Origin of the sequence: Arthrobacter sp. NtRootA1 (assembly GCF_019976975.1) — a bacterium.
Lineage (GTDB): Bacteria > Actinomycetota > Actinomycetes > Actinomycetales > Micrococcaceae > Arthrobacter > Arthrobacter aromaticivorans.
Window position 1 is genome coordinate 3479380 of record NZ_AP024630.1, and the last position, 15042, is coordinate 3494421.

The window sequence follows — 15042 nt, forward strand, 5'->3', positions numbered from 1 at the left end:
ACCGGTGCCGGGCGCGCGAAGAGCGTCACGGTTTCAGCTGGGATCCACCGCAAGAAGCTGCGAGGTACCTATAAAGACTACCCCCTTGCGGGAGGGTTACGTTCCAGACTCGCCAGCGAGGAGCCGCTTCAACACGGATTTCGGTACGAAATCGGAAATGTCGCCGCCCAAGACATTGACCTCTTTGATCAAGGTGGAAGAAAGGTGGACGTAATGCGCTTCTGCCGGCAGGAAGACGGTTTCGACGCCGGTAAGCTGACGGTTCATGGTGGCCATCGGCAATTCGTAGTCAAAGTCCGAAGACGAGCGAAGGCCTTTAACAATTGCCGAAATACCCCGATGCCGGCAGTACTCGGCCAACAGCCCCTCCCCCATCGGCTCAACGATGATGCCACGCAAGGACGCCAGAGTCTCGCGGGCCATCTCCATCCGGTCTTCGAGGCTAAAGCGGTACTTCTTGGCGTAGTTGGTGGACACGGCCACGATGACTTCGTCAAACAGGCCAGCCGCCCGCGCGATGACTTCGAGATGTCCGTTGTGGATAGGGTCAAAGGATCCAGGGCATACCGCACGTCTCATGAGACGAACCTACCCCATAGCTTCGCCGGGATACCATGGCTGACATGTCACCAGCAGGCAGCACTTTACCGCTCAACACAACGGCCCACGGTTCCTCGCCATGGCAACGGGCCGCTACTGGCGCCAACCTGCTCTCCCCTGACGGAAACCTCGGAGTGACCATCTTCGAGGAGATGACCACCTTGGCAATATCCTCCGGCGCAATCAACCTCGGACAGGGCTTCCCCGACGAAGACGGACCCGTGGAGATAAAAGCCGCAGCGCAGGCAGCCATCGCCGCAGGAGCCAACCAATACGCTCCTGGCAAGGGCATCACGGAATTGCGCGAAGCTGTCGCGGAACACCAACTCCGGTTCTATGGACTCACTCCAGACCCGCAGACAGAAGTCGTCATCACTACGGGCGCTACGGAAGCCATAGCGGCGTCACTTTTGGCTTTCATCCAGCCCGGCGACGAAGTCCTGACCTTCGAACCGTTCTATGACTCCTATGGAGCCATCATCGGATTGGCCGGAGCACAACATGTCACTGCTCCCCTGACCGCTCCGGATTTCCTTCCGGACCTCTCCAGACTTGAAGAGGCATTCAGCAACCGCACCAAAGTGGTGCTCCTGAACAACCCACACAATCCCACAGGCGCCGTTTTCCCCCAAGAGGTCCTGGAAAAGGTGGTTGAGCTAGCCAGGAAGTACGACGCCATCATTGTCAGCGACGAAGTCTACGAGCACCTGACCTTCGGCGTAACGCATATTCCAGTAGCTTCCTTGCCTGGGGCTGCGGAACGGACCCTCACAATCTCGTCTGCAGGAAAGACCTTCTCCTTCACCGGGTGGAAGATCGGCTGGCTCAGCGGCCCCCAGGACCTGGTTGCCGCGGTCCGCACCGTCAAACAGTTCCTTACATACAGCTCGGGCACGCCGTTCCAAAGCGCCATCGCCGTGGGACTCGCCCTTCCCGACACCTTCTACGCCGGCATAGCCGAAACGCTCCGACGCAAACGCGACATCCTTTCCGAAGGCCTTCGCGCTGCAGGATTCAACGTCTTCACGCCACGCGGTACGTACTTCATCAACGTCGACACAGAACCCCTGGGCATCAAAGACTCCGTGGACCTGGCACGCCGCTTGCCTGGCCTGGTAGGTGTCGCTGCGATCCCGGTTCCTGTTTTTTGCCATCCTGAAGGAGCGCAGCGGACCCGAAGCTTGTTGCGTTTCGCCTTCTGCAAAAAAACCAGTGTCCTGGAAGAAGCGGCCGAACGACTGGCCACGCTTAAGGACCTGCTCTGAACCGCAACGACTCCGGCCGCCATCACGCCACGCGTTTCCTGCGAACCACAGGACAGCACGCCACTATTGATGCCGATACGCTCATTGAAGGCAGTTACATCCTCAGCATCGGTGGCGCTGAACAATCCCACGTGAACGTGGCCAACCCCTCGGAGATCTTCTACGAATATCTTCGCAGGATCGGCCATGTTGTGGATCTGGCCGCAGAGCCTGGTGAGCCACTCTCCGTGCTTCATCTCGGCGCCGGTGCCCTGACATTGGCCCGTTACATCCAGGCCACGCGTCCAGGTTCGGACCAATATGCCGTGGAACTCGAACGCGAATTACTGGACTTTGTCCTGCAAAAGCTACCCATGCCCGAGGGCACGCGGCTGCATACGCACATAGGCGACGCACGCGAGGCGCTGGCCGAACTTCCCGCGAACGTGAGGTTCGACGTCGTCATCCTTGATATCTTCTCCGGGCCGGAAGCACCCGCCCACATCGCGTGCAGGGAGTTTTACGAAGAGGCCGCTGCCCGCTTGGGGCCAGACGGCGTACTGATCGTCAACGTCGGCGACGAACCGGCACTAACGCTGGTGCGAAGCCAGGTAGCAGCCCTCCGGCAAGCCATGGCGGACGTAGTCGCATTTGCCGAGACGGGAATGTTCGCGGGGCGCTACCCCGGCAACATCATCCTGGTAGGCACCCGAACGCCATGGCCGGAAGCGTGGACCAGCGCGCTGCTCTCGCGGGGCCCACACCCGGCAACAGTCCTCCATGGCGTGGACCTGGACAGAATTTCAGACTAGGAGGGTTCAGCGAACCATAGTTTGGTCTCGCCGTACTTCTTGTCAGCGAAACATTCCAACGCTTCAGGCCAGGCCGGTTCGGCACTCCTGGACGACCTCTCCACCACCACAACCGCCCCTTCATCCAAGTGAGGCGACAATTTGGCCAGCACGGCACTCAACGCTGGTTCGTCCAGCGGGTATGGCGGATCCAGGAACACCAGGTCCCACACATCGCGTGCTGTGGCGCGCTCCAGAAAAGACTCCACCTTGGATCGATGCACTGAGACTTTCTTGCCACCCAGGATTTGGTTGACCAAGTCCGCGTTGCGCTGGCAGGCATCGCTGGCCTTGGCATCGAATTCCACCAGATCCACGCTGCGGGCGCCCCGGCTCGCGCTCTCCACACCCAGGGCTCCGGAACCGGCATAGAGATCCAGCACCCGGGCATCGTCGATGACAGCCAAAGACTCGAGCCGGGAAAACAGTGCTTCCTTAACACGGTCCGTAGTAGGCCGCGTTGCGGTCCCGGGCACGCTCGTGAGCGGATTGCCACCAGCAACTCCGGCAATAATCCGGCTCACAGCGCCTCTCCATTGCCGGTGCCCGACCCTTTACCGATTCGCGTACCTGGGGATTCTCTAACCGCGTTCAAGGAACGCCTCCTTTTCAGGGTTCAAGTATTCATCAATGGTCGCCGCCAGGACCGGCTGGTGTCGCAGCGCCGGGTCATGTGCCACCAGCGCCTGTGCATCCGCGCGAGCACGGGCAATCAGATCTTCATGCTCCAGGACACGCAACAGCTTAAGCGTGGAGCGCCCACCTGATTGTGAGGCACCGAGGATATCGCCCTCACGGCGGAACTTCAGGTCTTCCTGGGAGAGCGCGAACCCGTCGGTGGTGGACGCCACTGCGTCCAACCTTCGACGGCTCGGATGCCCAGGCTCCAAATTAGTGACCAGCAGGCAAGTCCCCGGCAGACCGCCACGGCCAACCCGGCCACGAAGCTGGTGGAGTTGGGAAATACCAAAACGATCGGCGTCCAGGATGACCATCAGGGTGGCATTGTGAACGTCGACACCCACCTCGATGACCGTGGTGGAGACCAACACCTTGGTCTGGTTTGCCGCGAACGATGCCATGGTCTCGGTTTTAAGCAGCGGGTCCTGACGACCATGGAGGGGCGCCACGGGCACCCCGGCCAAGGATGGCTCCTGCACCAGGCTTTCGACGACGGCTGTCACCGAAGCGAGTTCGCGGGCCGGACCTTCATCCGAAAGTTCGGCATCCGTTGGTTCCGCCTCTCCTGGGCTGAAGTCGCCGTCGTCGTCAGACCCGATTTTGGGACATACAACGTAGACCTGATGACCGGCGTCGACTTCTTCCCGCGATCGTTTCCAGATTCGCTCCGCCCAGCCCGGGTTCTCGGCGAGCCCTACAACATGGGTGGAAATGGGCGCGCGCCCAGCGGGGAGTTCATCGAGGATGGAAGTCTCAAGGTCGCCAAACACGGTCATCGCCACTGTGCGGGGAATCGGCGTGGCAGTCATAACCAGCAGATGCGGCGGACGTTGGGCCTTGGCACGCAGGGCGTCACGTTGCTCCACGCCGAAGCGGTGCTGCTCGTCCACCACGATCAAGCCGAGGTCCTGAAAACTGGTTTTGTCGCTCAACAGAGCGTGGGTGCCGATCACGATGCCGGCGTTGCCCGAGGCGGCGTCGAGCATGGCCTGCTTTCGGGCGGAGGCAGGCATGGATCCAGTCAGCAGGGTCACCATGACGCCAGCCTGCCCGGCATCGGCACCAAGCATGCCGGCACCCCCGAACATATGATCGCGGGCCAGCGGACCCAGGGTCCTGCGGATGGAATCGAAATGCTGTGCAGCCAAAACCTCAGTGGGCGCGAGGAGTGCTGCCTGTCCCCCCGCGTCAACCACCTGCAGCATCGCCCGCAGTGCCACAATGGTTTTGCCCGAACCGACCTCACCTTGCAGGAGTCGATTCATGGGAGTGTCCTGGCCAAGTTCTTCGGAAAGTGTCTTTCCCACTGCTGTCTGGCCAGCGGTGAGCGTAAAGGGCAGGTTCCGGTCAAACTCGCGCAGCAGGCCGTCGCTGACTGGGCGTCGGGCAGTGGCTTCCTCTGCAGCAAGCTGGGCACGTCGTCGCGCCAAAGCTGCCTGCAGCACCAACGCCTCCTGGTAGCGGAACCGTTCCTGTGCCCGCTGCCAGTCCTTTGCCGTTTCAGGCGAATGGATCAGGCGGTACGCCTCAGCCACACTGACCAGTCCGTCCCTGCTGACAATCGACTCCGGAAGGGGATCGGCCAAGGCATCGAGGTCCAGGGTTTGCAGCAACGCGGTAATCACCTTGTGGATGGACCAGCTTGTTAGTTTTGCCGTGGCGGGATAGACGGGAATCGGCATGGCTGCCAGCTTTTCGGGGTCCATCGAACCGTCAGCATCCGGATCCTCATCCAGCAGGAGGAAGTCTGGATTGGTCAGGCCCAAAGCTCCCGCGTAGCGGGTCACCTTGCCGGAAAACATTGCACGGCGTCCCGGGAGGAGCTCGGCCTTGGCCCGGAAACCATTGAAAAAACTGACTTTCAGGGTGCCGGAAACGTGGCTTCCACCGGCTTCATCGGTCACCACGACGTCCGTGATGGAACCCCGACGGGCACGCATCTGACGGGTGCTGTTGGACAGGACCCGCGCAATGAGAGTGACTTCCTCATCCAGGGGAAGGTTGCTGATGGGAGTAAGTTCGCCCCTGCTCAAATACCTGCGCGGAAAGTAGTTCAGCAACGCGCCGGTTGTCTTGAGGCCTAGATGCTTTTCAATGACGGACGCCGAGCGCTTGCCGATCCTGCGTTCCAGGGGCAGTTCCAGCTCAGTGTTCATGCCGTGACTTGCCCGGGATGCTGCTGGGGTCTGCAGTTTGTGTTGCTTGCTGGTCCCGGTGACCGTCTTCAGAATCCCGGGACCCCTCTTCAGAATCCCGGGGAAGGGCAAGTTGGCTGACTGCGATGTCCGTTGGCTCCCCCAGAGACCGGATCAGCGCTACTGCCGGCGCGGGATCAGGTACGTGGACATGCACCCGCCAACGATAACTGGCCTCAGCGGTGGATTCGTCGTCGTCTGGATGGTGACCTGTATTGCCAACCTGGCTCATGATGACGGAATCACCCATCTCGTCCAGGCGTTGGCGCAGCACGGCCGCGTCCAAGGGTGAAAGGCTGATGGTACACATCACTTCAACGCCGTCGTCGGCCGGCATCTGCTGGTGGATGTGCGGATCCTGCAGCTGGTAGCCGTGGAGGCCATCCAGGAGCTCATCCTGCAGTTCTTCGCCGAGCACTGCAGAGCGGAGACAGTCCAGCACCAGCAACATACCTACACCGCCGGCGTCAACCACATGCGCCGCCTGCAGGGGTGCGAGTTCATCCTCTGTGCGTACGACGGCTTGAAAGGCAGCTTCCACCACGGCGTCCAAGGCAAGGCCCAGTGCGTGGTTGCTGTCATCACTATTCTGGGAGGAATCCACCGCCTGGGCCGCATGGGCCGCTGCTTCAAGGACGGACAGCATGGTTCCGGATACCGGTTCGCTCAAGGCCGACCAGGCTCGGATCTGGGCCCTGTTAAGGGCCGTGGCCAGCAGTGGCGCACTCAGGCGCGCCTTTCCAGCAAGCGGCTCCGCCGCCGCGCACAAGAAAACAGCAAAGAGGGTGCCGGAGTTACCCCTTGCCTGTTCCATGGCGGCCTGACCAGCGCGCGACAGCACAGCACCGACGTCGTTACCGGTCTCGACAGCGTCAGGAGCGGTGCCAGCCAACGCGGACACAGCCGCGCGCGCGGTGAGATAAAGATTGGTTCCAGTATCGCCGTCTGCGACGGGAAAGATGTTGATCGCGTTCAGGCGGTCGCTATGGTTGCCAAGGACCACCTCTGTCTTGCCGAGCCAACGTTTCATGGCGTGCGCATTCGCGGCGATCTTAGTCTGCAAAATGATCCCATCCCACGGTGTCAGCAGCTTGTCCGGCAATCCGGACGCCGCTGCCTTGAGACTGGACAACGGCCTGAACTGAGCCTATCGCAGTGAAGCCCTGCGGCAGCTGAATTCCAGCTGGGAACGTAGCCAGCAGTCCGTGGTCTTCTCCGCCGCCCAGAACCCACGGCATGGAATCTACGCCCAGCAAGGCGGCAGCGGGTTCGAGCGGAAGGGCGTGGGCCTTCAACGCAACAGCGTCAAAGTCCAGGATGACGTTGCTTGCTGCGGCGAGCCGGCCGCCGTCGCGCAGCAAACCATCTGAAATGTCCATCATTGCTGTTACGCCCGAACGTGCGGCTAGCGGCCCGGCAGCCAACGGAGGCAAGGGCCGGCATTGGCTATCCAACAGTGCACGCTGCTCAGCTGAGAGGTCCGTTACAGTGACATCGCTTTCCAACAGCGCCAGGCCGGCGGCGGCTCGCCCCAGGGTGCCTGCCACTGCCACGACATCTCCCGGCCTCGCACCGGAACGCAACACAGGCGTCTGTCCAGCCAAAGTACCGACGACGGCGACAGTCACCGCAATCTCCCGCCCACGGCCCAGGTCACCCCCAGCGACGGAGCAATCAGGAACCCCCAGCCCGATGATCCCAGCGGTGAGGCCATCCGCGAAGTCCTCAACCCATTGAACTGGCGTGGCCGGCGGCATGGTTAGGCTCACCACCAGTGAGGTAGCCGTTCCGCCCATGGCGTTGATATCGCTAAGGTTCTGTGCCGCGGACTTCCATCCGACGTCGTATCCGGTGGTTCGATAGCCGTTGTTCCACTCCAGCCGGAAGTCCTGGTCCTGGGTCTGGGTATCGATGGAAATCAGTGTGCGGCCGTCCGTGGCGGCAACCATAGCGGCGTCGTCGCCGGGACCCAGCAGGACACTGGGGCTGCTGTTCAGGCGGGGGAAGATCAGGGCAAGGAGCTCGGACTCCGAGAGATCTGCGACTGTTGGACAATCTTCCGATGACTGTTTCGGGACTTCGGATGACTGTTTTGGGGCTTCGGATGACTGTTTTGGGGGCACGGCTCTACGCTATCGCGGGACACCGACAAAATACCGCCGGAGCCTGAGCCGGGCGCCCCGTCGGCAATGTGACTCTCCTAACCGGTGCACCAACCGCATGCCAAGCGGCCTCGTGGGCGGGATAGGCTGGAGTGATGCACCGAAAGACCCTTCCGCGGACCGCCGTGGCCTTCAGCCTGGCCGCAGCGTCCGTCCTCGCAGTGTCAGCCTGCGCCCCCACCGTGGACGTCACGGCGGCAACCGACGCCGCCAATCCGGCCTGCGCCCCAATGATGGTGGCGCTGCCGGACAAGATCGGCGATGCCGCGCTCCGCAAGACCAACAGCCAGGCCACTGCTGCCTGGGGCGATCCTTCCCAGATCATCCTGCGCTGCGGTGTAAACGTCCCTGGACCAACCACTGACCGCTGCGTCAGCGTGAATGACATCGACTGGGTGATCAAAGAAGGCGATGGCGTCTATACCCTGACCACCTTTGGACGCGAACCGGCAACGGAAATCCTCGTCGATCCGGTCAAATTGGAAGCCGCCAACATCAGCTCTGCCACAGTCCTCACCGAACTTGCCGCCGCTGCCGGCAAAATCAAAGCAACGCGGCACTGCGTGGGTCAGGAAGACCTGCAGAACCTCCCGACCGCCAAGTAGCGGGCACTCAACCGCATACACAGCAGCTGGTGCCGGTCGTTCCAACCGACACCAGCTGCTATTTGCCAGGGTTCAGCGCAGGCCCGTTTTGCGGGTCAGTGCCAAGTGGATGAGTTCATCGATAAGCTCGCGATACGACAGGCCTGAGGCCGCCCACATCTGCGGGTACATGCTCTTGGGAGTGAAGCCCGGCATGGTGTTGATTTCGTTGATAATCAGTTCACCCGCGGGCGTGTAGAAGAAGTCCACCCGGCTCAGGCCTTCCGCGCCCACGGCGTCAAAGGCGGCAGCGGCCAATTCCCGGACGCGCGCGATGGCTTCGTCCGGCATATCAGCCGGGCAACTCAACGCGGCAGCACCATCTTCAACATACTTGGCAGCAAAGTCATAGAACTCGTGTTCCCCCATAGCCACCGCAATTTCGCCGGGCATGGAGGTGCGGGGCGCATCGGTGCCCCTGCCTTGCAGCACAGCGCACTCGATTTCGCGCCCGACGATCCCGGCTTCGATGACCAGCTTCAAGTCGTGGCGGCGGGCTTCCTCGATGGCGGCGTCAAGGCCTTCCAAAGAATCCACCTTGGAAATTCCCATGGAGGAGCCTGCACGGGCAGGTTTAACGAAGACCGGGAAACCGAGCTTGTCTACGCGCTTGCGGACAGCCTCGGCGTCCGTGAGCCATTCTCGGTCCGTGACGGCGATGTAGGGCCCCACGGTCAGTCCAGCGGCTTCAAAAACTACCTTCATGAAGTGTTTGTCCATGCCGACTGCCGAGGCGAGCACGCCGGCACCAACATAGCGTGTGTCGGATAGCTCCAAGAGGCCTTGGACTGTTCCATCCTCGCCCCAAGGGCCATGGAGCAAAGGAAAGACGACGTCCACGGAACCGAGTTCCTCGGGTATCGCATTCGGCGCGGTCACGATCAACTGGTGCTCGCCGCCCACCTCTGCCAAGGTGACAGTCCGGTCCGACGGCGAAACCTCAGGAAGCGCCGACGAGCTCAAGGACCACTGGCTGGTGTCCCCCGATGCAAGGACCCATTGTCCGGACTTGGCAATACCAATCGGCACGACATCGTATTTGCTCTTATCAATGGCACCCATGACGCCTGCCGCCGTTACGCAACTAACAGCGTGTTCGCTGGAACGTCCGCCGAAAAGGACCGCTACACGGGGTCGACGGCCGGTCACGGGGGTGGATTCTTCAGTCACAATCAGTAGTCGCCTTCGGACTTAAGGGCCCGGGCCAGCAATCGCGGCCCCAGGTCATCAACGGACATTTTGCCTTCAAGCACCGCCACAACGGCGGCGGTAATGGGCATTTCGACGTTCAGTTTGCCCGCCAATTCATGCACGGCAGGGCCGGATTTAATGCCTTCAGCGGTTTGCGTCATCTGTTCCGCCACCTGCTCGAGGCTCAGCCCCTCGCCCAAAAGCCTTCCAGCTGTGTGATTTCGGGAAAGCGCAGATGAGCACGTTGCAACGAGGTCGCCGAGCCCCGCGAGACCCGCCATAGTGTGGGCCTCTCCACCCAGCGCCAAGGCAAGCCGGGACGTCTCAGCGAGGCCTCGTGTGATGACTGACGCTTTGGTGTTGTCACCCATCTGTCGCCCCTCGCAGATCCCCACGGCCAGGGCAATCACATTCTTGACGATCCCGCCGATCTCAACGCCCACAACATCGGTGCTGGTGTAGGGACGGAAGTACGGTGCGGTGCAGCAGAGTGCGATTGCGGCGGCGGTATCGGCGTCACTGCAGGCAACTACAGACGCAGTGGGTTGTTCCCTTGCAATCTCCATGGCGAGGTTGGGTCCAGAGACCACCACCACACGTGATTCGGGGATGCCGAGCTCCTGGGCGATGACCTCGCTCATGCGTGCATCAGTCCCCAGTTCGAGGCCCTTCATGAGCGATACGACAATTGCGTCCGGTGCGAGCAGGCGCTTCCATTCTCCCAACTGGGGCCGCAGCGATTGGGCCGGCACGGCCAGGACCACGAGACCGGCATCCTGCAGGACCTCTGCAACATCCGTTGATGCGGTGACTGCGTGGGGAAGTTCGATGTCCTTCAAGTACTGCTCATTGCGGTGATCCGCGTTGATTTGATCAACTACCCGGGCGCGCCGCCCCCAAATACGGATCCTCCGCTCCACCCCGGCAGTTGCAGCAGCATCCGCGAGGATCTTGGCGAACGTAGTTCCCCACGAACCTGCGCCAAGTACCGCTACGGTGTCCGGAGCAGGGACAGGGCTTTCAATGACCGTCATTTGCTGCCCTCCGATTCCGGATCCTCAAGAGATGCTTCGTTGCCAGCGGGTTCTGCAGCCGTTTCAGGCGCTGCGCCCAGTGCAGCGTTTGAACCCCGCTCCACGAACCGGCCATGTTTGGCTTGCTTATGAACGGCCGGATCCCAGCGTTCGGCGGGCGGCTCCTCATCGCGCAGGGTTGCCAGGAGCGCGGTGACCGCGTCCATGATGACGTCTGTAGCTTCGGACAGCGTGGCCCGGTCCATGGGCCGGTCCGCGAAAGCGCTCAGATCCACGGGCTCACCGACGAGAACCCTGACGGTCTTTCGAGGAAAGATATGGAAGCGCTTGGCGTATCGGGGGAAAACCTCATGGGCCCCCCAGTGAGCCATTGGAACTACGGGTGCACCTGTCTGCAATGCCAAGCGGGCAGCGCCAGTATGCCCCTTCATCGGCCACAGGTCCGGGTCCCGGGTCAGGGTTCCCTCGGGGTAGATGATGATCGCACCTCCGGCGTCCACCACCTCTTTGGCGACTTGCAGCGAGCGGTTCGCTCCCGCCGTCGAGCGTTCAACCGGAATCTGGTTCGTCGCCCGCAGCAAAGTTCCCAGCACAGGTGCTTTGAAGAGTCCTGCCTTCGCGAGGAAGTGCGGAGGACGTTTCTGGTTGTACAGCATGTGCCCGATCACGACGGGATCAATTTCGGTGCAGTGGTTCGGTGCTGCGATGAAGCCGCCCGCGGGGAGCTTCCCAGTGCCCTCCCACTTCTTGCCCATCAACACGTTCATCAACGGACGCGCAATGCCCGCCAGGAGCATGAACGTAGCCCGGCTCTTGGCCGATTCCTTCAAAGGGTCCCCCGCTACTTGGTGGTGATGATGTCGAAATCGGCGCCCAGGCCAGCGAGCTTCTCCGTAAAGCGCTCATATCCGCGGTTGATGATATCGATGCCAGTGACCCTGGAGGTGCCCGTCGCGGCCAAAGCTGCGATGAGGTGGCTAAAGCCACCGCGAAGATCAGGGATGTCAATCTCGGTCCCCCGCAGCGGCGTGGGACCGGAGATCACGGCAGAATGCAGGAAGTTCCTCTGGCCGAAGCGGCAGGGGACGCTGCCAAGGCACTCACGGTGGACCTGGATGTTTGCACCCATCCGGGCCAGGGCATCGGTAAACCCGAAACGGTTCTCATAGACCGTCTCATGCACGATCGACACACCCTCCGCCTGGGTCAAAGCCACCACCAAGGGCTGCTGCCAGTCAGTCATGAAGCCTGGGTGCACATCCGTCTCCAGGACCAGTGGGGAAAGCTTGCCTCCGGGGTGGTAAAAACGGATGCCGTCATCACCAATGTCCATGCCGCCCCCCACCTTGCGGTAGGTGTTCAGGAAGGTCATCATGTCCCGCTGTGAAGCGCCTTCAACAAAAATGTCGCCACGCGTCACCAACGCGGCCGAGGCCCAGGACGCCGTCTCGTTCCGATCCGGAAGGGCCCGGTGGTTATAGCCGCCCAAGTCCTTGACACCCTCGATACGGATAGTGCGGTCAGTCTGGACGCTGATGATCGCACCCATCTTCTGCAGCACGGAGATGAGGTCGATGATCTCCGGTTCCGTTGCAGCGCCGCTGAGTTCCGTGATTCCTTCCGCGCGCGTGGCGCTCAGCAACACTTGCTCGGTGGCACCCACAGATGGATAGGGAAGGGAGATCTTGGCGCCGTGCAGGCCGTTGGGCGCGGAGATGTGGATGCCACCCGGGCGCTTTTCCACGACGGCGCCAAACTGGCGCAGGACGTTCAGGTGGTAGTCGATAGGACGATCGCCGATTTTGCAGCCGCCGAGGTCCGGAATGAAAGCCTCTCCGATCGCGTGGATCAAAGGGCCGCACAGCAGGATCGGGATGCGTGAATCGCCGGCGTGCGCGTCAATAGCGGTGCTGGATGCGGTTTTGGCATCCTTCGGATTCAGTGTCAGATCGCCCGTGGCGGGGTCCTTGACCACAGTCACCCCGTGGAGCTTCAGGAGGCTGGTAACAACCTCCACGTCCTTGATTTCCGGCACGTTCCGAAGCACTGATGGTTCGCTGCCCAGCAACGCCGCCACCATGGCCTTGGGCACAAGGTTCTTGGCACCGCGAACGGTCACCCGCCCTGTCAACGGGACGCCACCGCGGATTGTCAGAACACTACTCATCTATACCGGTTTCCTCACGACTACTCGCCCCCCATACTTACAAAGGCTCCAGCTAAGCATAGAAGCTCGGGTTACCTAACCGAAATGGAGCCGCCCCGTGCCGGGCAGATCCTGTATCCATCAATCCTCCGAAAAAAGGACCGGCGAGCCCACCCTAAGGGGCCCACCGGTCCTGGTTCCGCAGCATTCAGCCGACGACGGATCCGTCAGCTTTTCGCCGGAAGGGTCTTCGGTTTGAAGGCGGGCCTGGTGGCCTCGTAAGCGGTGATGTCTTCCTCGTGCTGGAGGGTCAGGCCGATGTCGTCGAGGCCTTCCAGGAGGCGCCAGCGGGTGTAGTCGTCGATCTCAAACGGGGCCACGACGTTGCCGCATTCCACCGTCTTGGAGACCAGGTCCACCTTGACTTCGGTGCCGGGGGCATTTTCCAGGACCTTCCAGATGAGCTCGATGTCATCCTGGGCAACCTGGGCGGCCAGGAGTCCTTGCTTGCCTGAGTTACCACGGAAAATATCGGCGAAACGAGAGGACAACACGGCCTTGAAGCCGTAGTCCTTCAACGCCCAGACGGCGTGCTCACGGGAGGAACCCGTGCCAAAGTCGGGGCCGGCCACCAGCACGGAGCCGGCCTTGAACGGGGCCTGGTTGAGGATGAACGACTCGTCCTTGCGCCACGCAGCGAAGAGGGCGTCTTCAAAGCCTGTGCGCGTGATGCGCTTGAGGTAGACCGCCGGGATGATCTGGTCGGTATCCACATTGCTCTGGCGCAGCGGAACACCGATGCCGGTGTGGGTGGTGAATGCTTCCATGGGATCCTCCTAGACTGCGATTTCGGTCAATGTGCCTGCAGAAGCGGGCTCAAGGTCCGACGGCGAGCTCAATGTTCCGCGAACGGCTGTCGCGGCAGCCACCACGGGAGAGACAAGGTGCGTACGGCCACCCTTGCCCTGGCGGCCCTCAAAGTTGCGGTTGGACGTTGATGCGCAACGCTCCCCCGGCTCCAGCTGGTCCGGGTTCATACCCAGGCACATGGAACAACCGGCGAAGCGCCACTCGGCACCGAAATCCTTGAACACCTTGTCCAGGCCCTCAGCTTCAGCTTCCAGACGGACACGGGCGGAACCCGGCACCACAAGCATTCGGACCTCCGGATCCTTCTCGCGGCCGCGGATAATGTCCGCCGCGGCCCGCAGGTCCTCAATCCGGGAGTTGGTGCAGGAGCCCAGGAACACGGTATCCACGCGGATGTCCTTCATGGGTGTGCCTGCCTCAAGGCCCATGTACTGAAGCGCGCGCTCCGCGGCAGCCTTGGCGTTCTCATCTCCGAAGTCTTCCGGGGACGGAACCTTGGCTGACAGCGAAACGCCCTGGCCAGGGTTGGTGCCCCAGGTGACGAACGGCTCGAGGGTGTTGGCATCGAGGTCCACTTCGACGTCGAACGTCGCGTCGGCGTCAGTGTGCAGAGTGTTCCAGTACTCGACGGCGGCGTCCCAGTCAGCGCCTTCGGGCGCATGCGGACGGCCCTGCATGTAGTCATAGGTGGTCTGGTCCGGGGCGACCATTCCGGCACGGGCGCCAGCCTCGATGGACATGTTGCAGATGGTCATGCGGGCATCCATCGACAGGGCCCGGATGGCGGAACCACGGTACTCCAGGACATAGCCCTGTCCACCGCCCGTCCCGATCTTCGCAATGACGGCCAGGATGATGTCCTTGGCAGTGACGCCGGGACGCAGTGTCCCTTCAACGTTGATCGCCATGGTCTTGAACGGCTTCAAGGACAGCGTCTGGGTTGCCATGACGTGCTCGACCTCAGAGGTTCCGATACCCATGGCCAGTGCACCGAAGGCGCCGTGCGTGGAGGTGTGCGAGTCGCCGCACACCACCGTCATGCCCGGCTGGGTCAGGCCCAGCTGCGGACCCACAACGTGCACGATGCCCTGTTCCTTATCGCCGAGCGAGTGCAGGCGGACGCCGAATTCCTTGCAGTTGGCGCGCAGCGTTTCAATCTGCGTGCGGCTGGTCAGGTCCGCGATGGGCTTGTCGATGTCCAGTGTGGGAGTGTTGTGGTCCTCCGTGGCAATGGTGAGATCGGTGCGGCGCAGCTTGCGGCCAGCCAGGCGCAACCCTTCGAAAGCCTGCGGTGACGTCACCTCGTGGACCAGGTGCAAGTCAATGAAAAGAAGGTCGGGCTGGGCATTGGCTCCTTCGCCTTCACCCTTGCGCACTACATGCGCGTCCCAGACTTTCTCGGCCAGTGTCTTTCCCACGGCCTT

Annotated in this window: 14 protein-coding genes; 3 read left to right on the forward strand and 11 right to left on the reverse strand. The window is 61.8% G+C overall.

Features of this window, described 5'->3' with window-relative positions; genetic code table 11:
• Window positions 1-96: 96 nt before the first annotated feature.
• Window positions 97-579, reverse strand: a complete 483-nt coding sequence (gene coaD, locus LDN90_RS15800; protein WP_216923864.1) for a pantetheine-phosphate adenylyltransferase — start codon at window positions 577-579, stop codon at window positions 97-99.
• Window positions 580-614: 35 nt separating this feature from the next.
• Between coaD and LDN90_RS15805 the strand changes: the two genes are divergently transcribed.
• Both LDN90_RS15805 and LDN90_RS15810 read left to right on the forward strand, forming a co-directional pair.
• A complete protein-coding gene (locus LDN90_RS15805; protein WP_223946314.1) occupies window positions 615-1865 on the forward strand; it encodes an aminotransferase class I/II-fold pyridoxal phosphate-dependent enzyme in 1251 nt (416 codons plus the stop codon).
• Window positions 1862-2656, forward strand: a complete 795-nt coding sequence (locus LDN90_RS15810) for a fused MFS/spermidine synthase (RefSeq protein WP_223949305.1) — start codon at window positions 1862-1864, stop codon at window positions 2654-2656. Before LDN90_RS15805 ends, LDN90_RS15810 begins: the two co-directional genes overlap by 4 nt.
• Here LDN90_RS15810 and rsmD read toward each other — a convergent pair.
• Genes rsmD through thiL form a run of 4 tightly spaced genes read right to left on the reverse strand, consistent with a single transcriptional unit; the run spans window position 2653 to window position 7583 of the window.
• Window positions 2653-3219 (reverse strand): 16S rRNA (guanine(966)-N(2))-methyltransferase RsmD, encoded by a 567-nt coding sequence (gene rsmD / locus LDN90_RS15815; protein ID WP_216923866.1) that lies wholly within the window; start codon window positions 3217-3219, stop codon window positions 2653-2655. The genes LDN90_RS15810 and rsmD overlap by 4 nt on opposite strands.
• Before the next feature lie 57 nt (window positions 3220-3276).
• Window positions 3277-5532, reverse strand: a complete 2256-nt coding sequence (locus LDN90_RS15820) for an ATP-dependent DNA helicase RecG (RefSeq protein ID WP_223946315.1) — start codon at window positions 5530-5532, stop codon at window positions 3277-3279.
• Window positions 5522-6601, reverse strand: a complete 1080-nt coding sequence (locus LDN90_RS15825; RefSeq protein WP_223946316.1) for a DAK2 domain-containing protein — start codon at window positions 6599-6601, stop codon at window positions 5522-5524. The genes LDN90_RS15820 and LDN90_RS15825 overlap by 11 nt, the downstream gene beginning before the upstream one ends.
• A gap of 22 nt (window positions 6602-6623) precedes the next feature.
• Complete coding sequence (gene thiL, locus LDN90_RS15830) at window positions 6624-7583, reverse strand: thiamine-phosphate kinase (protein ID WP_263426298.1); 960 nt, start codon at window positions 7581-7583, stop codon at window positions 6624-6626.
• Between the two features lie 245 nt (window positions 7584-7828).
• On the opposite strand from thiL, the gene LDN90_RS15835 reads away from it, so the two are divergent.
• Window positions 7829-8338 carry a DUF3515 domain-containing protein gene (locus LDN90_RS15835; RefSeq protein WP_216923870.1) on the forward strand — a complete coding sequence of 170 codons (510 nt, stop codon included), beginning with the start codon at window positions 7829-7831 and terminating at the stop codon, window positions 8336-8338.
• A gap of 72 nt (window positions 8339-8410) precedes the next feature.
• Here the strand turns inward: LDN90_RS15835 and LDN90_RS15840 are convergent, their stop codons facing one another.
• The 6 genes from LDN90_RS15840 to leuC form a co-directional block, all read right to left on the reverse strand.
• The gene (locus tag LDN90_RS15840) at window positions 8411-9550 is read right to left on the reverse strand and encodes a D-alanine--D-alanine ligase family protein (RefSeq protein WP_223949306.1); all 1140 of its coding nucleotides are present in this window, start codon (window positions 9548-9550) and stop codon (window positions 8411-8413) included.
• Window positions 9550-10602, reverse strand: coding sequence for an NAD(P)H-dependent glycerol-3-phosphate dehydrogenase (locus tag LDN90_RS15845; protein ID WP_223946318.1), 1053 nt, complete (start codon window positions 10600-10602; stop codon window positions 9550-9552). Before LDN90_RS15845 ends, LDN90_RS15840 begins: the two co-directional genes overlap by 1 nt.
• Window positions 10599-11432, reverse strand: coding sequence for a lysophospholipid acyltransferase family protein (locus LDN90_RS15850; RefSeq protein ID WP_216923872.1), 834 nt, complete (start codon window positions 11430-11432; stop codon window positions 10599-10601). The genes LDN90_RS15845 and LDN90_RS15850 overlap by 4 nt, the downstream gene beginning before the upstream one ends.
• An 11-nt stretch (window positions 11433-11443) precedes the next feature.
• Window positions 11444-12769 carry a UDP-N-acetylglucosamine 1-carboxyvinyltransferase gene (gene murA / locus LDN90_RS15855; protein WP_223946319.1) on the reverse strand — a complete coding sequence of 442 codons (1326 nt, stop codon included), beginning with the start codon at window positions 12767-12769 and terminating at the stop codon, window positions 11444-11446.
• 206 nt (window positions 12770-12975) lie between these two features.
• Window positions 12976-13575 carry a 3-isopropylmalate dehydratase small subunit gene (leuD, locus tag LDN90_RS15860; protein ID WP_216923874.1) on the reverse strand — a complete coding sequence of 200 codons (600 nt, stop codon included), beginning with the start codon at window positions 13573-13575 and terminating at the stop codon, window positions 12976-12978.
• 9 nt (window positions 13576-13584) lie between these two features.
• Window positions 13585-15036 carry a 3-isopropylmalate dehydratase large subunit gene (gene leuC / locus LDN90_RS15865; RefSeq protein WP_223946320.1) on the reverse strand — a complete coding sequence of 484 codons (1452 nt, stop codon included), beginning with the start codon at window positions 15034-15036 and terminating at the stop codon, window positions 13585-13587.
• Between the last annotated feature and the right edge of the window lie 6 nt (window positions 15037-15042).